The organism is Pseudomonas sp. TKO26 (assembly GCF_003225665.1).
GTDB classification, from domain to species: domain Bacteria; phylum Pseudomonadota; class Gammaproteobacteria; order Pseudomonadales; family Pseudomonadaceae; genus Aquipseudomonas; species Aquipseudomonas saponiphila.
Map to the genome: position 1 here is coordinate 40,413 of NZ_QKLN01000021.1, position 23,452 is coordinate 63,864.

20 protein-coding genes and 1 pseudogene are annotated in these 23,452 nt (G+C 63.0%); 11 read left to right on the forward strand and 10 right to left on the reverse strand.

Annotated features, from left to right (window positions below):
- Positions 1 to 593: 593 nt before the first annotated feature.
- Complete coding sequence (locus DNK59_RS23005) at positions 594 to 1,043, forward strand: hypothetical protein (RefSeq protein ID WP_110724748.1); 450 nt, start codon at positions 594 to 596, stop codon at positions 1,041 to 1,043.
- Between the two features lie 54 nt (positions 1,044 to 1,097).
- Positions 1,098 to 1,544 (forward strand): GNAT family acetyltransferase, encoded by a 447-nt coding sequence (locus DNK59_RS23010; protein ID WP_110724749.1) that lies wholly within the window; start codon positions 1,098 to 1,100, stop codon positions 1,542 to 1,544.
- Between the two features lie 11 nt (positions 1,545 to 1,555).
- On the opposite strand, the gene DNK59_RS23015 is transcribed toward DNK59_RS23010, so the two are convergent.
- Together DNK59_RS23015 and DNK59_RS23020 are read right to left on the reverse strand one after the other, a co-directional pair.
- Positions 1,556 to 1,972, reverse strand: coding sequence for a hypothetical protein (locus DNK59_RS23015; RefSeq protein ID WP_092312649.1), 417 nt, complete (start codon positions 1,970 to 1,972; stop codon positions 1,556 to 1,558).
- 141 nt (positions 1,973 to 2,113) lie between these two features.
- Entirely contained in the window at positions 2,114 to 2,929 is an 816-nt protein-coding gene (locus tag DNK59_RS23020) for a helix-turn-helix domain-containing protein (protein WP_110724750.1), read from the reverse strand.
- A gap of 537 nt (positions 2,930 to 3,466) precedes the next feature.
- Between DNK59_RS23020 and DNK59_RS23025 the strand changes: the two genes are divergently transcribed.
- The 5 genes and pseudogenes from DNK59_RS23025 (at position 3,467) to DNK59_RS23045 (ending at position 5,633) form a co-directional block, all read left to right on the forward strand.
- Positions 3,467 to 3,784: a YXWGXW repeat-containing protein gene (locus DNK59_RS23025; RefSeq protein WP_110724751.1), complete on the forward strand. Its 318-nt coding sequence runs from the start codon at positions 3,467 to 3,469 to the stop codon at positions 3,782 to 3,784.
- 36 nt (positions 3,785 to 3,820) lie between these two features.
- Positions 3,821 to 4,414 (forward strand): annotated as a pseudogene (locus DNK59_RS23030) (RNA polymerase sigma factor); the annotation flags it as partial.
- A complete protein-coding gene (locus tag DNK59_RS23035; RefSeq protein ID WP_110724753.1) occupies positions 4,411 to 4,848 on the forward strand; it encodes a hypothetical protein in 438 nt (145 codons plus the stop codon). The pseudogene DNK59_RS23030 and the gene DNK59_RS23035, both read left to right, overlap by 4 nt.
- A complete protein-coding gene (locus tag DNK59_RS23040) occupies positions 4,845 to 5,324 on the forward strand; it encodes a periplasmic heavy metal sensor (protein WP_110724754.1) in 480 nt (159 codons plus the stop codon). The genes DNK59_RS23035 and DNK59_RS23040 overlap by 4 nt, the downstream gene beginning before the upstream one ends.
- Positions 5,325 to 5,417: 93 nt before the next feature.
- Positions 5,418 to 5,633, forward strand: a complete 216-nt coding sequence (locus DNK59_RS23045; protein ID WP_092312631.1) for a YXWGXW repeat-containing protein — start codon at positions 5,418 to 5,420, stop codon at positions 5,631 to 5,633.
- 7 nt (positions 5,634 to 5,640) lie between these two features.
- Here DNK59_RS23045 and gcvA read toward each other — a convergent pair whose 3' ends face one another.
- Positions 5,641 to 6,516, reverse strand: a complete 876-nt coding sequence (gene gcvA / locus DNK59_RS23050; protein WP_092312628.1) for a transcriptional regulator GcvA — start codon at positions 6,514 to 6,516, stop codon at positions 5,641 to 5,643.
- 196 nt (positions 6,517 to 6,712) lie between these two features.
- Between gcvA and ampC the strand changes: the two genes are divergently transcribed.
- From ampC to DNK59_RS23065, 3 genes are all read left to right on the forward strand, one after another.
- Positions 6,713 to 7,882, forward strand: coding sequence for a class C beta-lactamase (gene ampC / locus DNK59_RS23055; protein ID WP_110724755.1), 1,170 nt, complete (start codon positions 6,713 to 6,715; stop codon positions 7,880 to 7,882).
- Positions 7,883 to 8,208: 326 nt separating this feature from the next.
- Positions 8,209 to 8,931, forward strand: a complete 723-nt coding sequence (gene pcsA, locus DNK59_RS23060; protein WP_110724756.1) for a phosphatidylcholine synthase — start codon at positions 8,209 to 8,211, stop codon at positions 8,929 to 8,931.
- Positions 8,932 to 8,979: 48 nt separating this feature from the next.
- Entirely contained in the window at positions 8,980 to 9,642 is a 663-nt protein-coding gene (locus DNK59_RS23065; RefSeq protein WP_256596589.1) for a LysE family translocator, read from the forward strand.
- Between the two features lie 40 nt (positions 9,643 to 9,682).
- On the opposite strand, the gene DNK59_RS23070 is transcribed toward DNK59_RS23065, so the two are convergent.
- Positions 9,683 to 10,465, reverse strand: coding sequence for a sulfite exporter TauE/SafE family protein (locus DNK59_RS23070; protein ID WP_110724758.1), 783 nt, complete (start codon positions 10,463 to 10,465; stop codon positions 9,683 to 9,685).
- A 322-nt stretch (positions 10,466 to 10,787) separates the two neighbouring features.
- Here DNK59_RS23070 and DNK59_RS23075 point away from each other — a divergent pair, with 322 nt between their 5' ends.
- Complete coding sequence (locus DNK59_RS23075; protein ID WP_110724759.1) at positions 10,788 to 13,409, forward strand: hypothetical protein; 2,622 nt, start codon at positions 10,788 to 10,790, stop codon at positions 13,407 to 13,409.
- 105 nt (positions 13,410 to 13,514) lie between these two features.
- Here DNK59_RS23075 and DNK59_RS23080 read toward each other — a convergent pair whose 3' ends face one another.
- From DNK59_RS23080 to DNK59_RS23105, 6 genes are all read right to left on the reverse strand, one after another.
- Positions 13,515 to 14,045, reverse strand: a complete 531-nt coding sequence (locus tag DNK59_RS23080; protein ID WP_110724760.1) for a DUF3087 domain-containing protein — start codon at positions 14,043 to 14,045, stop codon at positions 13,515 to 13,517.
- Between the two features lie 565 nt (positions 14,046 to 14,610).
- The gene (locus DNK59_RS31715) at positions 14,611 to 15,171 is read right to left on the reverse strand and encodes a hypothetical protein (RefSeq protein WP_146249932.1); all 561 of its coding nucleotides are present in this window, start codon (positions 15,169 to 15,171) and stop codon (positions 14,611 to 14,613) included.
- Positions 15,158 to 17,335 carry a M23 family metallopeptidase gene (locus DNK59_RS31720; protein ID WP_146249933.1) on the reverse strand — a complete coding sequence of 726 codons (2,178 nt, stop codon included), beginning with the start codon at positions 17,333 to 17,335 and terminating at the stop codon, positions 15,158 to 15,160. The genes DNK59_RS31715 and DNK59_RS31720 overlap by 14 nt, the downstream gene beginning before the upstream one ends.
- A gap of 46 nt (positions 17,336 to 17,381) precedes the next feature.
- Positions 17,382 to 19,412, reverse strand: a complete 2,031-nt coding sequence (tssI, locus tag DNK59_RS23095; RefSeq protein WP_110724763.1) for a type VI secretion system tip protein TssI/VgrG — start codon at positions 19,410 to 19,412, stop codon at positions 17,382 to 17,384.
- A 193-nt stretch (positions 19,413 to 19,605) separates the two neighbouring features.
- Complete coding sequence (locus DNK59_RS23100) at positions 19,606 to 21,090, reverse strand: PepSY domain-containing protein (protein ID WP_110724764.1); 1,485 nt, start codon at positions 21,088 to 21,090, stop codon at positions 19,606 to 19,608.
- Positions 21,091 to 21,176: 86 nt separating this feature from the next.
- Positions 21,177 to 23,345 carry a TonB-dependent siderophore receptor gene (locus tag DNK59_RS23105; protein WP_110724765.1) on the reverse strand — a complete coding sequence of 723 codons (2,169 nt, stop codon included), beginning with the start codon at positions 23,343 to 23,345 and terminating at the stop codon, positions 21,177 to 21,179.
- Positions 23,346 to 23,452: the final 107 nt, after the last annotated feature.

Sequence of the window (23,452 nt, forward strand, 5' to 3'; positions counted from 1 at the left end):
TTCACGCAACGAAGCATTGGCGGCCTTGAGCTGGGGATCGCGATAGGAAGTAGGTGGATCGGGAACGATCTTTTTCATGGTCAAACTCCTTACAGATAAAAGGAGCCGACACCGTTCGCTTGCACACGAATAAGGGTGGCAGCCGTACGCAGGTGTGCAAGACCGAGTCTGCAAGGACACCCGGCAGATCCGAAGATCTCCCGCGCACGGCCGCCATAACGCAGCGGACATGAAAACGACCAATCAGTGCTGATCGCTTGTGCGCCTTTGCAGAGTTCGGACTTGCACATCCGAGCCATCGATTTGGCGATGGCCCAGGCACCCTAGCCCGCCCACCAGGCGCATTCAAGCGGCCCGCAGTTTCTCGGATTTGCCTTACAAAAGAAAGCGACCAAACCCCGCCCCAACAACCTTTAAGCCCGACTCCGCTCCAAGCTCGCAACTTGTAGCTTGCTACTTGTAGCTTGCTACTTGCAGCTTGCTACTTGCAGCTTGCTACTTGCTACTTGCTGCTTATCACTAGCCGCCCGGGCATTTATCTGCCACGCCAAGTCTGGAATGATGGCCCCCCGCCTCAACAGGAGTGAGCACCAATGCCGCATTTCTCCCGCGCCGCCCTTCTCGGCCTGCTGCTGTCCAGCCTCGCGGCCCAGGCCGCGCAGAAGCAGGAACAAGATCAGGACCAGCACATCTACTACAGCATGGTGCCCGGCCAGTTCATGCTGATCGGCAAGGAGCCGGACGGCGGCCCGACCTACTCCGGCACTGCGCTGATCCGCTACGAGAACCAGGCCCTGACCCTGGTCAAGACCGTCAACGGCAAGACCACCACCGCCGTCGGCAAAGTGGAACGGGCCCGCATGGCCGAGGCCGATGTCTTGCGTTTCAACTGGCCGGGGCACGCCGCCACCTGCCTGGTCCGCGGTGACCTGGACAACTACTCGCGCCTGAGCTGCTACTGGACCCGGGACGGCGTGGACCACCACGAGCCGGGGCTGGAGGCCTACTTTCCCACCGAAACCTGGCCCGGCCATCAGGACTGAAACCTGCCAGCCGCCACCGCCCATCGCTGCCCTCCCCCTTGCCGAGCCCACGCCATGATCCAACTGATCGAGTACGACAACACCCGGCACCGCCAGCCCGTGATCGAGCTGTGGCAGCAGGTCTTCGGTTACGCCACCGCCCACAACGCCCCGGAGCTGGCCATCGAGCGCAAGCTTGCAGTGGATGACGGGCTGTTCTTCGTCGCCCTGGCCTCAGGGCAGGTCGTCGGCACCCTGATGGCCGGCTACGACGGCCACCGCGGCTGGCTGTACTCCCTGGCGGTAGACCCGCAACAGCGCCGGCTCGGCACCGGCCGGGCCCTGGTGCACCACGGCGAACAGGCCCTGGGCGCCCGCGGCTGCCTGAAGATCAACCTGCAGATCCTCAGCAGCAACGCCGCGGTGCAGGGCTTCTACCAGGCCCTGGGTTATCAGGTTGAACCCCGGATCAGCATGGGCAAGGTGCTCAGCGCCAACCTCCCAGAGCACCTGCGCACCTGAAGCGACTGGGACTACCAGTTGTGCTGGTTGACGCGCGGTGGGCTCAGCAGTTGCTGGGCCATGGCGGCAGCGGCCAGCGGCGAGGCACTGTGCAGCAGCGGATAGCCCCAGAACTTTTCATAGCTGTCGGCAAACGCCTCGACCCGGGCCTGTGACTCCGGCTGCGGGGCAATGACGATCATCGCCTTGATCCAGCGGCGGATCGCCGCCTTGTTACGCTTCATCCACAACGAGCCCTGCTTGAGCATCGCTTTGCTCTGAGCGCTGTTGCGCTGCTCGGGCTCAGGCAGCACATCACTCATCAGGACAAAGGCCTGGGCCCGCTGCATAAGCCCCTCCAACTGCTGGAAAGGATCGACTCCCGGCTGCCCTGCGCCTTCGGCGCGACGCATCCAGACCAGGGGAAAATGCTGATGATCGAAGTACATGGGAACACCTCAAGAAGCTGACAAACAAGAATGCTTATCATCTTCCTGGCTGCCATTGTCCGCATCAGCCGAGATCGACAAGTTATTGACCAATCCGGCCAGATCTGGCCACTGCCGCAAACTGCGAACGGGCACCTGCGGCTACAGAGCCTGGTCTCCCTCCAGGGCCTGGCGACGTTCGGCAAAAAATCGCCCCGGCGGCTGACCCACGGACTTCTTGAACATGCGGATAAAGGCGCTGGCGCTGTCATAGCCCAGGGTCAGCGCCACACACTCCACCGAGTCACCCCGAGCCAATTGCCTGAGCCCCAGGAGGATGTGCAACTGGCGCTGCCAGCGACCGAAACTCAGACCAGTCTCGGCCACGATCAAGCGGCTCAGGCTGCGTTCGCTGAAGCCGATCTGCTCGCCCCACTGCCCAAGGCTCAGGCGCCGTTGCGGCTGTTCAAGGATCTGCTGGGCCAGACGCCGCAGCTGTGCATGCTGGGGCATGGGCAGGTGGATCTGCTCGCGGGGCGCGACCGCCAGCTCATCCAGGGTCACCGCGACCAGGCGCCCGGCGGCGCCGTCCTGGTCATACAGGAACGGCAGTTGCGCACAGCGCTTGAGCAACTCCTGCAACAGCGGCGACATCACCAGGGTGCAGCAGGCCTGAGGCAGCGAACGCGCATGCTCGGGCTCGACCAACAGGCAATAACCCTGGGCGTTCTCCAGCCCCTGGACCCGGTGCTCGATCGCGCTGGGGATCCATACCGCGCACTGCGGCGGCGCCAGCCACAGGCCCTCGGCGCTCTCGCAACTGAGCACACCGCCCGCGGGAAACAGCAACTGGGCCTTGCGATGACTGTGCCATGGCCGTTCCCAGCGCTCCTCTTGCATCGAGATGCGCAGGGCGCACACCGGACGCGCAATCGCATCCGGGTCCTGAGCCTGGTCCTGCTGTTCCAAGACGGGCATCCACCTTCCTCCACACTCCCGGGGCATGCCGGCCATCGGCGCGACGCCGGTGCCGGCCCTGCAAGGTCGAGGATTGTGCCGGGCCCGCGGGGCTTAGCCAAGCAACTGGCCACACCGGCGTGCCGCCCCGTGCCCTAGCGGTAATAGCCATAGCGGTAGCAGCAGCCGTGATAGTGCCCGGGGTAAACCACGCAGCCCCCCAAAGACAGCATCGTGGCCATGACAATCAGCAGTGCAATACGACGGGACATGGTGCATTCCTCAAGGGTTCAGTGATGCAACCTCTGTGCGGCGCCGACCAACCTCGCCGCTGCTGCACAGGGTTACCGATTGAACGGCTCCCCCTGGCAACTTCCGTCGCCGCCGCCAAAATATTTCCCTCCGCCACGCCCCGTATCAGTCCTCTGGCCCGCTCGCTGAACCGCGGTTGAACCGGGCGCGGATAAACGTGCATTTCCCCGCGACGGATTCTTCGGCCACCTATCGTTAAACCCATCAGCTGCGTTCAATCGCGAACGCAGGCCTGAAGGAGCCATCATGAAGCTTGCCCGTTGCCTGCCACGTCTTCGCACCCTGCTGCTGATCCCCCTGGCCTTCACGGCCCTGGTCGGCAGCCCGGCCTTCGCCCAGACCGTGATCATTCAGCAGGCCCCGCCGCCCATGCGCTACGAAGCGCCGCCCATGGCCCGTCCCGGTTATGCCTGGGATCGCGGCCACTGGCGCTGGCACGCAGGCGGCTATGTCTGGGTGCCGGGCCACTGGCAGCCAGTGATGCGCCGCGGCCAGTGGGTGCCCGGGCACTGGCAGGCCCGCGGACCGAACTGGTACTGGATCGAAGGCCATTGGCTGCGCTGAGCACGCGCTCTTGCGAATCGCCCCTCCACTGCACCGAGAACCGCCGATTTGAACGACACCGACCCGGATCTGGAGTTGCTGGCCCGCATTGGCAACAACGAAGCCCAGGCCGTGAAAGAAATGGTCACCCGCAAGCTGCCGCGCCTGCTGGCCCTGGCCAGCCGCTTGCTGGGTGACGCCGACGAGGCCCGGGACATCGCCCAGGAGAGTTTCCTGCGGATCTGGAAACAGGCGGCGCACTGGCGCAGCGAACAGGCGCGCTTCGATACCTGGCTGCACCGGGTGGCGCTGAACCTGTGCTACGACCGCCTGCGCCGGCGCAAGGAGCACCTGCAGCTCGACAGCGAGCAAGCCTTCGAGGTGGTGGACCACGGCCCGACACCCGACGAACAACTGGAAGCCAGCGCGCAGAGCCGGCGCATGGCTGCGGCCCTGGACCGACTGCCGGATCGCCAGCGCGAGGCGATCGTCCTGCAGTACTACCAGGAACTGTCCAACACCGAGGCCGCGGCGCTGATGAACATCAGCGTCGAAGCGCTGGAGAGCCTGCTGTCACGGGCCCGGCGCAATCTGCGCAGCCACCTCGCCGAGGCCCAGGGTGCGGACCTCTCAGGAAGGAGAACACCATGACCCCCGAACGCTTTGCATACCTGGCCGATGCCTATGGCGCAGACCTGCAACGCTGGCCCGCCCGTGAGCGCGATGCCGCCCAGGCCCTGCTCCAGGAAGGCAATGCGCTGGCCAGCGAAGCCCTGCGCCAGGCGCGCTGGCTCGACAGCCAGCTGGACAGCTACCAGTTGGCCGCGCCTGAACCGGCCCTGGCGCAACGGATCATTGCCACGGCCGCCCCAGCGCCGCGCGGCGCCTCCTTCTGGCAACGCTACGCCGGCTGGCTGGCATCCCTGGGCTGGGTCGGGGTCGGCCTCACCGGAGTGGCCGCAGGCATGCTCGCGGTGGCCCTGAGCCTGCCCCTGTCGGCATCCAGCGAAGCCCTGCCCAGCGTGTTCGACCAGAGCGACGCGGAATTCATCCTGAGCATCAATACCGAGGAGGCCGAACAGTGAGCCTGTCCATCCGTCCCCTGAAAACCTGGCTGCTGCTGTCGCTGCTGCTCAACGTATTCCTGATCGGCGGCGTGGCCGGCGGCCTGTATCAGTGGCTCAGCCGTCCCCAGCCGCCCCAGGCCCTGGCGGTGCCCCAGCATGGCCTGCGCCAGGCCATGGCGCAGATGCCCGATGAGCGCCGACGCCAGTTGCGCCAACTGTTGCGCCAGGCCCGCAACGACAGCCAGCCACAGATCATTGCCGGGCGTGAGGCGCGCCAGGGGGTGGTGCGTGAACTGGGGGCCGAACAATTGAACCGCAGTGCCCTGGACGCCGAACTGGGTAGATCCCGCGAGGCCGACATCGCCCTGCGGGCCCGGGTGGATGAAGCCCTGGCCAATTTTGCCGGCAGTCTGTCGCTGACAGAACGCCAGCAACTGGTGGAATCCCTGTACCCGCGTGACCTGGGGGAAAAACGCGGGGCCAAGCGCAATTGAAATCCCGGCGACGGATTTCCCAGCCGACCACGTTCAACCATTCGGCACCCGCGATCACCGCGGGCCCACTGTCATTTCCCAAGGAAACCGCCCATGCGTCGTGTGATCCAAAGCCTGCTCATCGCCACCTTGCTTGGCACCACCCTGGCCGGCTGCGTGGTGGCCCCGGTCCATCCACGCCGGCCGCCGCCACCGCCCATCGTTGAAGTGATCCCCGTGGCGCCGGCCCCCAGCTACCACTGGGTGGCTGGACATTACAGCTGGCACGCCGGCCAGTGGCTGTGGACGCCGGGGCATTGGCGCTACTGATGAGGACCTAGGCGGCCACCGCCTGCAGCAGCCAGGCCTTGAAGGCGCTCATGGCGGAGGTTTCCGCCCGCGACTGCAAGCGCGTCAGCCAATAGCTGCCGGTGACGATGCCGATGTCGAACGGCTGCACCACCGCGCCGCTGGCCAACTGCCGCTCGAACATCAAGGGCGGTGCCAGGGCCACGCCCAGGCCCTGCAAGGCGGCTTCGAGCATGCCCAGGGAAGAGTCGAAGACCACGCTCTGGGGCAGCAGGCTGTGGCTGCCCAGCCCCGCCGCCTGGAACCACTGCGGCCACTCGTCGGTACGGTAGGAACGCAGCAGGGTCTGGCCCAGAAGGTCCGCCGGGGTGTGCAACTGGCGGGCAAGCTCCGGCACGCAGAGCACCGACAGCGGCGCCTGCAACAGTGGCAGGGCATCGATACCGTGCCAGGCACCGGTGCCGAAACGTATGGCGTAGTCCAGGCCCTCGGCGGCCACATCCACCCGGTTGTTGTTGGTGCTCAGGCGCAAGTCGATGAACGGATGGCGAGCCTGGAAGTCCCCCAGGCGCGGCAGCAACCAGCCCACCGCGAAGGTGCCCACGGCGCCTACCGTCAGCACCTCGCGATAGTGCCCGCCGTCGAACCGCCCGAGGGTCTGGGCGATGCGGTCGAAGCACTCGCGCAGCACCGGCAGCAGTGTCTCGCCTTCGCTGGTCAGCATCAGCCCCCGGGGCAGGCGCTTGAACAGGGTGACCTTGAGCTGGGCCTCCAGGCTCTTGACCTGATGGCTGACTGCCGCCTGGGTCACGCACAGCTCGATGGCCGCGCGGGTGAAGCTCAAATGACGTGCCGAGGCTTCGAAGGCGCGTAGCGCATTCAAGGGCAGATGAGGACGGAGCATGACTATTCCCTAATTTTTCTAATGTTTCGTGCGAGATATGGTCGTTTGTCGATCCGGCACCGACTGCCTACATTAAGCGGGCTCAGCGCAGGCTGCCTATGTCCTGCAGCGAGCCTTTTGCGAACAAGCTTCCGCTTGCAGAGCCGCGCTTGAAATTGCGGCCAAATTACTCAAAACACAGGGAAATACACCGATCATGCGGCATACAACCTTAACCGGATTCGCGCTTGGCAGTGCCTGCGCCCTGTTCCTGGCCAGCACCAGTGCCCTGGCCACGTCCCAGGACAACCACCTGAAGAACACCGTGGACGCCAGCATCCGCCCCTTGATGCAGCAGCAGAAGATCCCCGGCATGGCGGTAGCGATCATCGCCAAGGGCGAGCGACATTACTTTAACTACGGGGTTGCCTCCAAGGACAATCAGCAGCCGGTCGACAGCGACACCCTGTTCGAAGTGGGTTCGGTGAGCAAGACCTTCAGCGGCATCCTCGCCGCCCTGGCCCAAGCCGAGGGCAAGCTGCAGCTTTCCGACAACGCCAGCCAGTACCTGCCGGCCCTGCGCGGCAGCGCCTTCGACCACATCAGCCTGCTGCAACTGGGCACCTACACCGCCGGCGGCCTGCCACTGCAGTTTCCCGATGAGGTCCAGGGCGAAGACAAGATCCTGGACTACTACAACACCTGGAAACCCCGCTTCAGCCCCGGCGTCCAGCGCCAGTACTCCAACCCCAGCCTCGGCCTGTTCGGCTACCTCGCCGCCCGCAGCCTGGGCCAGAGCTACGAGCAGTTGCTGGAGCAGCGCCTGTTCCCAGGCTTCGGCCTCAAGCACAGCTACCTCAAGGTGCCGCAGGATCAGCAGCAGCACTACGCCATGGGCTATGACCAGCAGGACCAGCCGGTGCGGGTCGGTCCCGGCCCGATGGATGCCGAAGCCTACGCAATCAAGACCAGCGCCTCGGACCTGCTGCAATTCATTGCCGGCAACCTGCAACCTGACCAGCTCGACAAGCCGCTGCAACAAGCCGTCGCCAGCACCCAGAGCGGCTACTACCAGGTCGGCGACATGACCCAGGGCCTGGGCTGGGAACGCTACACTTACCCCGTCCCCCTGGCCCGCCTGGTGGCTGGCAACGCCCCGAAAATGGCCACCGAGCCCCACCCCGTGCAATGGCTGGCCACCCTCGAGGCGCCCAAGGCCGACGCCCTGTACAACAAGACCGGCGCCACCAGCGGCTTCGGTGCCTACGTGCTGTTCGTCCCGAGCAAGCAGATCGGCATTGTCCTGTTGGCCAACAAGAACTACCCCAACCAGGAGCGGGTCAAGGCCGCCCATGCCATCCTCAAGGAACTGGAGACTGCGAAGTAACAGGCCGCGCCGCACGGCACGGGCTATCGACACCACGGCCCGCCGTTGATTGCTGTCGTCAACGCCATGTGCCCTTGCAGGGCACATGGCGTTTTTTCATGCCAGGTTCGATGTGACGCCTAGACTCAACGCAGCCCTCTCGACCTTGCCCCAGCGCGCTTGAGCAGCAGCAAGCGCTAGCCTCAGGACGCTGCGCGCCGGGCCTGATTCAAGGTTCACGCTGAACCTTCTACCAGGCTCTCCGGTCGATAAATGCAACCTGGCAAGGGTTGCCGACGCTGTCGCGCCGGTGTTCGCCAGGAACCACAGCCGCTGGAGAAACGTCCGTGATATCGACCCTGCAAATCGCCAGAATCAAAGCCTGGGGCGCCCATGGCTTTACCGCCACCGGCGTGGTCAGTGCCTTGCTCGCCACCCTGGCGCTGTTCGACAACCAGCCCAAGGCCTGCCTGCTGTGGCTGGGGGTGGCGCTGCTGGTGGATGGGGTCGACGGCTCCCTGGCGCGCAAGGTCAATACCCGTTCGGTGCTGCCCAACATCGACGGCTCGGTGCTGGACCTGGTGATCGACTACCTGACCTATGTGTTCATTCCGGCGCTGTTCATCTACCGCTACATGCCCCTGCCGGACTACAGCGCGCTGCTGGCCACGTCGCTGATTCTGCTGTCGTCGCTGCTGTGTTTCTGCAACGTCAACATGAAGAGCCATGACTACTACTTCCAGGGCTTTCCCGCCGCCTGGAACGTGGTCGCCCTGTGCTTCTACCTGATCGAGCCCGGTCCCTGGCCGACCTTGCTGAGCATTTTTGTCCTGGCCCTGCTGACAGCGACCCGGGTGCAGTTCCTGCATCCGTTCCGGGTGCGCAAGTGGATGCCACTGAACATCATCGTGACCTTCATATGGCTGCTCAGCGGCGCATTGCTGATCCTCAGCCACCCGCTGCACAGCCCACCGATCATGGGCCTGTGGCTGGCGGCCTCGGCCTACTTCCTGGGGATCTGCCTGTGGCGTTCGGCGCAGGAATGGGTCAGGGGCGGCCCCCAGCCATAAGCAGTCAGCCCCCCGGCGAATCCCTTTAAACCTGCAGCGACCTGGGGCATGCTGCGTCGACTTCGCCACCTGCCCGACGAGAACACCGCAATGAACACCAGCACCCTGCTGCTCTACACCTCAAGCTGCTTTATCGGCGCGCTGATCCCCGGCCCGACCTCGCTCCTGGCCATGGCCAACGGCACCTCGCGCAATCGCCAGCTGGTGGCGGTGGGCATGGCCGGCGCGGCGCTCTCGGATGTGCTGATCATTGCCGCCGTGGGTCTCGGCCTGGGGGCGATGCTGATGGCTTCGCAGCAGTTGTTCATGGTCTTGAAATGGGTCGGCGTGTGTTACCTGGCTTGGCTCGGCATCCAGCTCTGGCGCAGCGCGCCCCAGGCCCTGGGCGCCCAGCAGGTGCGAGCCGGTTCGCGGCGTGGCGAGGTATTCCGGCGCAGCTTCTCGGTGGCCATGACCAACCCCAAGGTGCTGCTGTTTTTCACCGCCTTCCTGCCGCAATTCGTCGATCCCAGCCAACCGGTATTCATCCAGTACGCCACCCTGGCGCTGGTGACAGCGCTGGTCGAGGTGCTGGTGATGGGCCTGTATGCCGCCGGCGGGGTGCAGGCGGCGAAATTCCTCACCGCCAGCGGCATGCGCCGGCTCAATCAATGCTGCGGCGCGGCAATGCTGTCGCTGGCGGCTTTTTTGGCACTCTACCGCCGCAACTGACAGATGCTTTCTACTTGCCGCTTGAAGCTTGCCGCTGCTTCTAAAAGGCCAGCTTGTAGCCGATGGAGAACAGCATGACCGCCAGGCATGGCCGCAGGATCTCGTCAGACACCCGCCCGGTCATGTGGCTGCCAATCCAGATCCCCGGCAGCGATCCCATCAGCAGGAAGCCCAGCAGTTGCCAGTCCATGTTGCCCATGCTGGCGTGACCCAGGCCGGCCACCAGGGTCAGGGGCACGGCGTGGGCGATCTCGGTGCCCACCAGGCGCTTGGTGGCCAGGAACGGATAGAGAATGAACAGCGCCACGGTGCCCAGGGCGCCGGCGCCGATGGAGGTCAGGGCGACCATGGTGCCGAGGATCAGCCCGGTGACCACGGTCAGGCCGTTGAGGCCGCCGGGGCTGGGTTGGTAATCGCTGCCGTGGCGCTGGGCGAAGGCCATGAGCTTCTTCTTGAAGACGATGGCCAGGGCCGTGAGCAACAGGACAAAACCCAGCCCCTGCTTGATCACCGCGTTCAACGCATGGGGATCGGAGTCCAGGTTCTTCAAAAACCACAGGGTGACCAGCACCGCCGGAACACTGCCCAGGGTCAGCCAGCCGGTGATGCGCCAGTCGATGTTGCGGTGCTTCTGGTGCACCAGCACCCCACCGGATTTGGTGATGGCGGCGTACAGCAGGTCAGTGCCCACCGCCGTGGCCGGATTGATGCCGAACCAAAGCAGGATCGGGGTCATCAGCGAGCCGCCTCCGACCCCGGTCATGCCCACGATAAATCCCACTACCAGGCCTGCGATTACAAAACCGAAATTACCCACATCCATCGATAAAAACCCTACAGATCACGCGGCCAGGTCAAAAACTGGCGGCAGCATAGCGGCTAAAGCTTATGTCCATTTATATAAATAAAATCTAACGTTATAACCAATGTCGTTTTTTCCATGCGTCCGGCGCATCAAGCGCCCTTTTCACTTGCGGCCCGCACAAGCCCGATGCCCCTGGCACCCCGAAGCCGAGCCCCGCGCTGTCGCGCCCGCCCCAAGGCACTCGGCGCTTGCACAGCGGCCCCCGGCATCCGCTATCCTGCCGTGCGCTTTGCCGGGGCGCGGCCCGGACCGCAGCCCCTCCGTCCCCCAAGGAAGGTCCATGACACCCGACGAGAACCCGTACCAGATCGAGCACCAACGCATCCGCTTTCGACGCCTGAGCCTGGGCCAGGAAGCCCCCGGGCAAACCGCAGCCGCCCGTGGCAACTGGGGCCTGGCCCTGTCCGGTGGCGGCATCCGCAGCGCAACCTTCTGCCTGGGCGTGCTGCAAGCCTTGGCCCGGGCCCCGGCGCCCAGCGTCAGCAGCCGGCCAGTGCCACCGGCCGACGCCGACGCCGACGCCGACGCCGAACACAGCCTGCTGTCGCGCATCGACTACCTGTCCACGGTCAGTGGCGGCGGCTACATCGGCAGCTTCTTTTCCAGCCTGTTTCTCCCCGGGCGCTTGCGCCAGCCAGCGCCCCAAGACCCAGTGGGCCAGGCCGCTCGCGATGCCTACCAGGCCCTGCGCTTCGAACCGCCAGGACGCATCAGCACCGGCGTCAACTACAGCACCCGGCCACCGGGCCAGGGCCCCGCGGCCTGGCTGCGGGAAAACGGCCGCTACCTGACGCCCACCGGTTCTGGCGACATGCTCTATGCCCTGGCCATGACCTGGCGCAACTGGCTGTCGCTGCAAGTCATGATCGGTTTGCCGATCGTGCTGCTGCTCAGCCTCTTGAGCCTGTTCCAGGTGCTGAGCCAGGCCAGCCTGCTGCTCTGGCCGCTGATGGCTGGCGTACTGTTCGCCCTGCCCTGCGCCGTGGCGTACTGGCTGATCATTCCCCAGGGCGATCTGGACCAGCCACCGAGCACGGGCAATGCGGCGTACCGCAGCATGCTCGGTGTGGTCGGCGGCCTCTGGCTCAGTAGCGCCCTGGCCTACTGGCTGATGCAGTGGCAAGCGGTGGGCGCCCTGACCCTGGCCGCGGCCCTGGTGGGCACTTGCGCCTTGCTGATCACCCGGCAACTGGTGACCCGCCTGGCCGACAACCGCGACCCGGCCAAGGACAACGCCTGTGCCAACAGCGTGCGCAACTATCGGGTACAGATCACCCGGGCCCTGGGACGGGCCATGGCCGCGGTGGCCGTGCTGGGATTTCTCGCCCTGCTGGTGACCGCCGCCCAGGCGTTGTACCACTACCTGCATGACCTGCGGGCCCTGGGCAGCCTGCTGCTGCTGATCGGCGCGGTCTGGCTGGTGCGGCGCCTGGCCCTGCTCAAGGATGAAAAGAGCCTGCCGGGCTGGATGCGCAAGCTACCACTCCAGGTGCTCGCGCTGATTGCCGGCGGCCTGCTGCTGAGCCTGCTGTGCCTGTGCTGGGGCTTGCTGGTGCAATGGATCGCCTACGACGGCGGGGTGATTTCCGGCGATCACGCCGTGGCCTGGCGGCTGGCGGCACTGAGCCTGGTGGCGGCCGTGCTGACCCACCTCAGCGGGCGCTTCATCGGCTTTCTCAATACCTCGTCGCTGCAGGCCTTCTACTCGGCGCGCCTGACCCGCGCCTACCTCGGCGCCTCCAATGGCCGGCGCTTCAACGGCCCGCCGCAGCAGCGCCGCACCTACATGAGCGTGGCCGAGCCCATGTCCAGCGACGACCTGTCGCTGCAGCAGTACTACGCCACCCCCAGCGCCGGCCCGGTGCACCTGATCAACGTCACCATGAACCTCACCGTCGACCCGGCGGAACAGCTGGTGCAGCGCGACCGCAAGGGCAAGCCGCTGTGCATCGCGCCGAACTGGGCGCCCGAGCGCCCGGCGCCAACCAAAGACTGCCCAGCGGAGCGCTACCTCCTCGACGGCCAGGCCTACCGCCGCGACCTCGACCATGGCCCGGCCTCGGAGATCATGAGCCCGCTGACCCTGGGCCAGTGGATCGGCGTTTCCGGTGCCGCCTTCAGCACCGGCCTGGGCCGCGCCAGCAGCCTTGGCATGTCGCTGGTCCTGGGGCTGGCCAACGTGCGCCTGGGCATCTGGTGGCCCAGCCACTTCCTCGACCCTGGGCAAGCACAGTGGGTACCCCGGGATCTCAAACCCTGGACCCGCTACAGCACCCAGGCCTACCTGTTCTATGAACTGACTGCGCGCTTTCACGGCTACCGCCGCGACTACCAGTACCTGTCCGACGGCGGGCACTTCGAAAACACCGGCGCCTACGAACTGCTGCGCCGCGGGCGCCAGGTGGAATTGATCATCACCTGCGACGCCGGCTGCGACCCCGACTACCAGTTCGACGACCTGGCCAACTTGGTGCGCCTGGCACGCATCGACCAGGCCCTGGAGATTCGCCAAGACCCGGGGGTACTGGGACACCCGCAGCTGAAGACGGTATTTGCCAGCCTGGAAGAGTTCCGCCAGCCGCCGAGCGCCGACAACCGGAAGTGCGCCCTGCTGCTCAATGTCCATGCCCACTCCCCGGGCAGTGACGATGACCTGTGCCAGACACCCCACTGCCGGATCCTGGTGCTCAAGCCGCGGCTGATCGCCGGGCTGACCCCGGACCTGCTGAACTACGCCCGGGCCAACCCGAGCTTTCCCAACCAGAGCACCGTGGACCAGTTCTTCGACGAAGCGCAGTTCGAGAGTTACCGGCAACTGGGCCTGAGCATTGGCCAGCAACTGTTCGGCACCCAGTGCCAGCCCAGCGCGATGGCCCAGGCGTTGTGGCGGTATCTGCAATAGCGCCGAATGGGGCTGCTACGCAGCTCGGCGCGAGCACGCCCGCCACAGGCTACCGATCGCTCGGGCTATCGCTGAACTTTGCGGCATGAGGTTGCCAAACGGCGCTCAAGGGGTCTTGTGCCGCTTCACCGCTTCCAGCCATGACGCCTCAAGGCGCTCCTGCTGCGGGTCGATACCCTGTTCGGCCAGCAGCGCCAGATGCCGCTCCACCTCGCCCAGCATCTGCCCGTGGGCGCTGGAGTTGGCGTCCAGCTGGTGCATCTGGATCAACCCCAAGTGATAGAAACGCAGCAGCTTGAGCGCCGCCGGATCACCGGCCGCGACCCCGGCGGTGACCTGATGCATGACATTGGTCACCCGCATCAGGCTGCGCTTGAGGCGCCAGCCATAGACCGCCGCGGCCATCCACGGCTGGGTCCAGAACACACTGCGCAGCAGCGCCGCGCAGATCACCAGGCCGGTGAACACCCCCGCCGCGTTCCACACCAGGTTATCGCCTCCGGGCTGACCGAACAGCGCCACCGCGGCGCTGGAAAACAGCATGGCCAGGGCGACGAACACCAGCGCGATGATCAAAGTGCTGCGACGGGTTTGCCGCCGGTAAGTCTCGGGGTCCTGCGGGGTGATGACGAACATGGGCGCGACGGGCTCCGTTGGCGGTGGGTCAATTTTCAGGCGGGCATTATCACCGCTGGGGGCGGTGCCGGTGGGTAAATTTGCCCTTAGGAAGCAAAAGCATGATCCGGGTCATGGCTCTGGGGGTGAATGAAGTAAGAAAGCATACTGAACGTTAGCAAGACACTGGGTGTTTCTGGCAATACAGGCAAATGCTGACTAGCTGTTGGCCGCTTTCGGTGAAAGCGTGGTAACGCACTGCTTTGGAATCTTGTCTTCATAGCGAGTACTGTTCGGGCTTTTATTTATCAATTATGAGATTGGTAAATTCATCACCACAGCTTGGAAAGTCCTCTATGAACACTCCACTTTTAGCGTCATAAATGAATACTCTAAAAATCGCGCAAACTCCTCTCGCCAAGTCTCGCCAGCTCGGCATTCGGTGCGACCAGCCCCAGTTCCGAGTCGGTGTGCATGCTGCGCGTATTGATATTAGCCATTCTCAGCAAGCTGAACACTTTGTCCACCACCAGTAGTCTGTGGCTTGATCACATATAATGCCGACAAGGAACGGGCTAGAGTATTTTTACTTGCCGACTGAACCCATAATACCCTGCAGCTCTGATATATCGTTCTCATAGAAAGAGCTGCACTGTGAGACGACTACAAATACGCCACCTGAATTACTTATAGAAGTACTACAAACCAAACCCGCCCCTTCCGCCCCATCTGCTTTCCCGTATATGAAGTCTTTCATATCCACCAACCGCCATCCTTCTCTAAGCAACTTAAGCCTTGCGGCTTTGGGTGCCTCAGCAACGCGAACAATTGAATTGGGATAAGGAAGCTTTATCAGATCGTTATAAGGTAGATGTACTCCTTTGCCGAGCACGCGCAGGACCTCATCAAGCTCTTTTCCCACCACAATAAATGTCGGCAAATTTTCCAGGTTTGTGTCATAAGCCGGTTGATCCTTAGGAGCCAGCTTGAGTATGGTTATATTACCCTCCTGAAAACAGCCGAAAACCTCAAGCTTGGTCTTTGGCATATTGGGTAAGCATTGCTGTTCGCTAGAGCAAGCCAGCAACGAACAAAAAGCAGCATAAATCAACGCTAACAATCTAAGTAAAAAATTACACCTCATCATTTAATACACTCCAGATGACTTCAAACGCCTGTCGCCTTTCATTCTCATGACTAGGCATACCATTTGGATTCCCCCTATTAATTATCGCACCCACAACTCTAGAGTTTGCTTGGGTCGAACCTTCATCCGCACGCCTACTGATTCTCTCCCTGACCCAATAGAATCCAGATGCATCACAAGCATTATAATCATCTATAGCAAGCAGGTTCGGATTAGGATCCAGTGTGAAATTTCGAGACCTATACTTTTCATAATTTTTATAGTTTCGTCGCCCAGTAATTTGTAGAAAGCCTCGACCGTGAAACCTATCCCCATCTCCTGCCATCCCCCCGGCCAATGAGTTGGCAGCGCCGTTGTCCATGCCAGCAGCCTTTGCTGCTATTTGATTTGGGCGACTCGCCATATAGCTTTCGCGATTAATTGTTGGCCTAGGGTTAGGGCCGGGATTGGGCAGTTCGATCGGGCGACGACCCGTTGGCAAGTTTCGCTCTCTAACGATCGCTGTATCGTAATCTTCACCAGCCTCAGCTGGTGTGATGACCTCATACATTGTTCGAAAATACCGTGGCCCACCAATTTCCTGCCTGTACTCCCACCACCCGGTTTCTATGCCTACTTGTGCGAGAAAGTGAGACATTCGAATAGTTGAGGTATTTATCATGTACTTAGAGAGCATTTTATTCATTGAAACCCTCAACTCTTCTGCTCTTTGCCTCCCAAGTTCAGGCGCTTTCTTCAAAGCTCTTTTTAACTCATTGCTACTGAACCATCCGCACTGTCTGAAAATTCGAATGAACTCCTTCGGTGGAAAATGCCAGTGCTCTGAAGTGATATCTTTCAGGCCCGCATCTTCCCAGAAGGCCAGCGCCTCGTAGTGTAACTTTAGTCTTTCTTGAGACTGCATCGATATAATCGGCTCATCACCTTTACTCAGCCAGCCGTATCTACTGGTAAAGTTTGATCTTTTCCACTCACTGGGGAATTTGCAAATCAGTCTTTTCAATCTGTCCTGATGTTCAGCTGCACCTATCATCGCGTTACAATCAGCGCGTTGTTGTGGCGTCACTGGAATCTCGGAAATTCCAAGTAACTCCATGACTTGTTCAGATTGGCAACGACCATCGCCATCGGTGTCATCGTCAATCAACTTCCACCCCTGCCAATGGGGAAAGTCGGCGTCGCTATAGACAGTAACGGTAGGACTTTTCAGGTTGACCCAACCGACGCCTGCCGGATGGGCACCGCTCGCCGGATAGGCTACTTGTCGCCAGTGCGCCGCATCATGTGGCTGTAGTAAATCCGGGCCCAGTATCCGACCAAATCGCAGTAATTCATAACCTGCACTCGGTGAGCTGGGATACAGCGTACTGGCAGTCGTATAGAGGTTGTATTCGTAATCTTGCGTTTCCTGCCGTTCTCCCAGTCGAGTGCCGGCTTCATTGAAAGTGGTTAATGTGCACTGTCCTTTTCCATATTTCATAGAAACAAAATAGGCATCGACATGCCGATGGACAATGGCCGATTCATTCACCAAGCCTCTCGGATTTGCCGGCCGCTTAGCGTAGAACAGCACTTCCGGCGGGACATAAAAATGAACATCCCCCCAACAACTATCTGTTCGCCCATTCTTGGTGGTGGTCAGGCGCCCGGTACTCCTGCCTAGAAAATGGCCAAGTTGCTCCTGAGAGCAGATGACTTCAAAGTGAATTTTATGTGGCGCACCATAAATTCTGCCCGCCGTACCTAATTCGTCTTTTCTATAGACCTGCATATCAATTGCAATATCGGCGGATTTAATAGCGGACAAGTGCATGTAGATTGAATAAAAAACAACCTTGGCATGGGCACCTTCGCCTATATCCGTTTCGTGTTTCAGAATCAGACAGCCGTCATCGGTCCAGCCATTTCGATAATTCAAAGGATGACTGGCAGCGGTGTTGGTTGCCGTAGGCTGACGAACATAAGCCACGGTTCCATCGGCGATGGCGCGAACTGGCAAGTGAGTGTTCCCTTCCCTCGGTGCGGTGAGATGGATACCGCCGTGCCAGATCATGTTCTGACCGAGAGGAAAGGCTCCTTCAGTACTGTTCATCGCTCGATTCACATACTCCTCATCGCTTTCGTTTGGGGCGGCTAACGGGAGAAAAGGCGGGCTGATCAACATAGTCGGACTCCATATCCATCAATCGGCATATCCATGAAAACGAGCGTTACAACGAGAACGGATAATCTTCTTCAGGTTTGGTTGTCTGCTCGGGATTCACCAAGGCCTTCTCCATCAAGCCCCCCGCCTTCTCCTTATCCGCCACGCCGGGCAGCACCGGCGGCTGGATTCCAATGCCCGAGCCAGCACCCGCCGCGCCCCCCGCATTCACTTTGAGCAGCGCCCCACTCACGCTGATGCCGCTGGCGTCGAGCTTGATAAAGCTGCCCCCGGCCTGCACCGTCAGTTCACTGGCCGCTTCGATCACCATCTTCTGGCCTGCTTGCAGGTGGATCTCACGGCCGGCCTCTAGCAGTTGTGCGGTGCCCAGCTTGATGTGCTGGTCATGCGCCACGCTCAGGTGATCGTCGGCCTTGACCTCGACTTTGCGTTCGCCGTGGGTTGTGCGGTGTTCCTCTGCCTTGAATTCGCTGTAACTGTTTTGCTCGACGCTGTCGTGGCGCTCGTGGCCAACGCGAATCTTCTGGTCGTTCTGGATGTTTTCATCCCAGTCGCGCTGGGCGTGGACGAAGATCTGTTCGGCGCCTTGCTTGTCTTCGATGCGCACTTCGTTGAAGCCCGCGCCGCCCGGTGAACTCAGGGTTTTGAAGGTGCTGCGGGTCTTGCTGGCCGGTAGTTCGTAGGGGACGGGGTGTTCCTGGTGATAGAGGCAACCGCTGATCAGCGGCTGATCAGGGTCGCCTTCGAGGAAGTCCACCAGCACTTCCATGCCGATACGCGGGATGGCGATGGCGCCGTAGCGGTCGCCGGCCCAGATGGAGGCTACCCGCAGCCAGCAGCTGGTGCGGTCATCGCCCTGGCCTTCGCGGTCCCAGTGGAACTGCACCTTGACCCGGCCGTACCGGTCGGTGTGGATTTCCTCTCCTGCCGGGCCGGTGACCACCGCGGTCTGGCTGCCCAGGACCCGGGGCTTGGGATGGTCCAGCGGCGGGCGAAAGAATACGTCCCAGGGGGTGGCGAGGAAGCGGTTGCGGTAGCCCTGCTGGAAGCCGTCTTCAGCCTTGCTGTCGCTGGTGATCGATTCCTCCAGCACCTGGGGCTGCTGGCCTTCGTGGGTGACCTGGGTCAGCAGCCAGAGGTCGTTCCACTCCTGGCGCGGGTGATCGGACAGTTCCAGGAAATGCCCGCTGGCCAGTCGCGGTTCATCGCCCCAGCCTGCGGCTTGCAGGTAGTCGGCGCGGTGGCGTTCCAGGGCCCGCTGGCTGAGCAACTTGCCACGCTCACGGTCGGTGAAGCGCCCGGGATAGTCGTAGTCCTCCAGGTCCGGCTCTGCGCTTTTGGCTTCGGGCTTGTAGGCGGATTCCATTTGCAGGCGCGGCTTTTCGAAGTCGTAGTCGCGCCGGGTGACGCGGCTGGTGCGGGATTCCAGGCGCACGTTGAAGCCCTTGATCACCGGTTCATCGGCCACCAGCCCGCTGCCGCGCACATAGGCGGTGGGCCGGCCCAGCTTGCGGAACACGCTCTGGTTGTCGCTGAACACCAGCAAATGTGCTTCGCGGCTGTGCTGGAAGTGGTAGTGCAGGCCTTCCTCTTCGCACAGGCGCTGGATGAAGTGCAGGTCGCTCTCGGCGTACTGCACGCAGTAGTCGCGCGCAGGGCAAAGCTGCTGGATCTGGAACTGGTAGGCATCGCCGAGAATGCCGTGCTCTTCGAGGATCAGGGCGATGATCTGCGGCGCCGAGAGCTGCTGGAAGATCCGCTGGTTGCTGCGATGGCGCAGGTAGTCCAGCTGCGGCAGCAGCGACAGGCTGTAGCGGCTCAGGCGCTTGCCGGCGTCGCCCTGGGCGATGCGCTGGATCAGCCCGTGGACGCCGTGGCCCTGGGGGTCGAAGGCGAGAAAGGCCGGTTGGTGCAGCAGCGGTTCAAGGTCGATGAAGGGGCGTTCGCTGACCAGTTGCAGGTCGAAGCGATACGGCTGGCTGATGGCTTCGGTGCCCTTGAACGCAAGCACCTGGAAGTCGTGCTGGATGCCTTGGATGTCCAGGCTGAAGTGGGTCTGGTCGGCCGGGCTGAACATGGGTCGCTCCTTGACGTGTTGCGGCTGATTCCATCAACCGAAACGCTCCAAGGCGACGAGAAAATCGTCGACTGTGGAGCGATTGCGCAAAATGGGCCCTGCAACTTAACAAGCAGCGACACATGAGGCTCATAGGACCTATCTGAAATTCCGCTCAGATACATGACCCCCATCAGGCTCCGGGGCCGAGCACTTACCTCCTGCCCCGCTTCAGCGAGCGTCCCAATCGCCGCCAGCCCAGCACCACCCCGGTGCCGCTGATCAGCAGGCCACCAGCGCTGAACAGGATCATCCACAGATCCCACAACGGCCGGTTGGCCAGCAGGGGCAGCCAGTCCCAGCTGTGCAGCAGACCGAACAACCAGCGCGAGGCGCGGCGTGGTTGATCCAGTTGGCTGACCACCGCGCCGGTGTGCAGGTCCAGGTGCAGCCAGGTCTGGGCCGGGTCGTCGAAGCGCACCCGCAGCACCGGCAGGCGCTGCTCCAGGTGGCCCATCATGCTGTGGGGTTCGCGGGCGTAGTAATAGAAGTCGTAGGCCGCCAGTTGCTGGACGATCATCGGCCGCTCGGGGCGGATGACCCAGGCCGCTTGTTGCAGAGTGCCCGGGTTGAACTGGAGCAGTACCCGCCCATCGGCCATGGACAGAATCCGCGTGCGCCCGGCGCCGTCGTAACCGATGACATAGCCCTTGCCGCCGATCATCCGCCACTCCAGTTCCCGGGCCCGCAGGCCATCCTCGGCAAAGCGCCGCAGGGCTTCATCGGCCCCGAGGGGAAAGGCCGCCGCGTTCAGCGGGCCGCCCTGGTAGGCCGCCACCGACAGGGGCTGGGCGCTGCTGAAGAGCTTCCACGGGTTCATCGACATCAGGCCGCTGAAGATCCAGGTGATCAGCAGCACGCCGAACAACAGGCCACCCACATGATGCCAACGGGCAACGCCCTGGTAAGGCGAGTGCGAGCCGCTGCGGTAAGTGCGCGTGAAGCGCCAGCGCAGCAGGCCCACGGCCAGGCCGAGCACGGCCATCAGGGTCGCGGCCAGGGATAGATAGGTCACGATCGGCCCCCAGGCGCCGTCGATGCCGATGCCCCGCAGCGGGTACAGCCAGTGCAGCCAGGCCCCGATCCAGTTCCAGCCGCGCTCGGTGGCGGTGGCGTCGCGCACCACCTCGCCGGTGCTGCCGGAGACATACAACAGGCGCCGCTCGGCATCGGCGATGGCCACCCGGTACAAGGGCCGGTCGGCGTCCAGGGCCCGAGACTGGCTCCACATGTCGCCCTGCACCGCGCCACGATCGCGCACCGCCACACCCGGAGCGAACTGCCGGGCCGCGGCCAGGGCCTCGACCTGATCAGTAGGCAGCGCCTGCAGGCCACTGTCGGCCTCGATCGCCACCTTGCGCAGCCCCGGGTATTCGAGGATGTAACGCGGCGCGCCGGCCACCGTGGTCAGGCGGATGCTCGTCGGCGCCTGCTCGGGATCGGCGGCGTGCAGCACCTGCTCCAGGTCGACGCTCCCCTTCTCCAGGGCCAGCACCGGCAAATGCGCCAGACGCTCGGCGGGGGTCAGCTTGGGGTAGCCGACATACAGCATCACCACCCCGGAAATAAACCACAGGGCCATGAACAGGCAGGCAACAATGCCCAGCCAGCGGTGCCAGAGGTACAGATAACGCTTCATCGCAGGCATCTCACAAAAACAGGCATCTCACGGAACAGGCCTCTCACAGAGGCGCGGGGCGCTGTCGGGCGCCCCGCTGGCTCAGGTTAAAAGCGCGTTTGCAGCGCCAGCTCGAAGGTCCGTGGCGCCCCCAGGTACAGCTGGGTTGGCCCCGTGGTGCGGGCGTAGACCTGATCGGTGAGGTTACGCACCCGACCGGTGATCCGCGTATCGGCATTGAGCTGGTAGCCGACGAATGCGCCGAAGATCGTGTAGGCCGGCGCATAGCGGGTGTTGGCCGCATTGGCGTACATCGACGACACGTAGCGCGCATCGCCGCCCACCTGCCAGGACGGGGCAATGTCGTAGCTCAGCCACAGGTTGGCCACCTTGTCCGGGGTATTGGTGGGGCTGTTGCCCTTGCGCGACACCGGTCGGCCGCCGACGTTTTCATAGAACTCGTCGTACTGGGCATCGACATAGGCCAGGTTGCCCTCGGCCAACAGCTTGGGCGTGACCCGCAACGAAGCCGCCAGATCCACACCCCGGGACGATTGCTGGCCCACCGGCTGGCTACTGCCGGGGTTGCTCGGGTCGGCGGTGGACAGGTTCTTGCGTTCGATGCGGTAGGCGGCCAGGGTCGCCGAGCCACGGCCGTCGAGGAAGTCGAACTTGCTGCCGATCTCCCACTGGTTGCCCGTGCTGAGGTCAAAGTCGCGCACCTGCCCGTAGCTGGCGGTGGTCAGGATGCCCGACGGCGGGTCGGCGGCGGTGCTGTATTGCACGTAGACGTTGGCCGCCGGAGTCAGCTCGTACACCAGCCCCAGGCGCCCGGTGGTCGGGCGGTATTTGCGCTGGAAGAACGCCGGGTTGGCCTCGGTGACGGCGCGGTAGTTGGTCACTTGCAGGTCGATCTGGTCATGGCGCAGGCCGCTGAGCAGGGACAGGCGATCGGTCAGTTGCAGGCGGTTTTCCAGGAACAGGGCCCAGGTGTCCACCTGGTTGCGGCGGTTCTTCTCGAAGCCGCGCTGCATGCCCGGCAAGTCCCAGAAACTGCCCGGATCGAAGTCGCCCGGCGCAACGCCAGGCAGCGTGCCCGACACCGAGCGCGGGTAGTTGCTCATCACGTTGTGGCTGTAGTCGAGGCCCGCCGACCACTGGCTGTCGAGGCCGAACAGCGAGTTGTGGTGCATCAGCTCGAAACGGTTGCCGTTGAGTTCCTGGGCATGGCGCTGGAGCAGGATGCCGGAACGCAGCACCTGGCTGTTATCGCTGTTGTAGGCGTAGTTTTCCAGGTTGCGGTATTCGCGATCGGCGTTGTAGTGGTACAGGGTGTTGCGCAGCGACGTGCGCTCATCGAGCTGATAATCGATGATCGAGCGCAGCCACTGCACCCGCTGTTCATAGCGGCCGTCGCTGACGTTGTAGTTCTCGAAGCGCCGGCTCTTGTCCACCTCCATCTTGCCGCCCAGCGGGTTCAGCGCCGGGGTGCCCCAGTAAGGGCTGTCGACGCGTTCGTCCTGGTACTCGTAGGCCAGGGTGTGGGACAGCTGGTCGTTGAAATCCGTCAACAGGGAAAACGCCGTGGTCCAGGCATCGCGCTGCTCGCGGTCGACATAACCGTTGCTGCTGGTGTGGCTGACATCGAAGCGCGCGTAGTGGCGCGGCCCGGCGCCGTCGTTCAGCGCATGGTTGAAGCCAAAGGCGGTTTCGCGGCTGTCGAAGGAGCCATAGCTGACCCGCCCTTCATTGAACGACTCGGTGCGCGATGGCAGCTTGGTGATGTAGTTGATCGAACCGCCCACCGCGCCGGTGCCATAGAGAAAGCTCGACGGCCCGCCCACCGCCTCGACCCGGTCGTAGATCCAGCTGTCCACGGGACGCGCGGCGATGGAGTCGTATTGCACGCTGATGCCGTTGAACAGCTGGGTGATCTGCGGCCCGGAAAAACCGCGATAGGAAACGAACCCCGGAATGCCCGGCGATGACGCCGCGTTCATCCCCGGCACGCTGGCCAGGATGTCCTGGGTGTTGGCGGCGCCACGCTGCTCGATCTGCTGGCGGTTGACCACATTGACCGTCGCCGGGGTTTCCCGCGGGGTCAGGCCCAGGCGCGAGCCGGTGCTGGTCTGGGTATCGAGTTGCAGGCCGGGTTGCGGCTGCTCGTCGGCGCTGATGCGCATCTGCGGCAATTGCAGCGGAGCATCGGCCAGGGCATTGAACGACAGGACGCAGCACAGCGCCGCGCAACTGGAGGAGCGATAGGAGTACTTCATGGACTCGGACTCGAAAAAATCATCGAACAGCCCCCGGCCGCCATCGCCAGCGCGACGGCGGATTCAGGATCGGGAGCAGAAAAAAGGCGCGGCACCCAGGGCCGTCG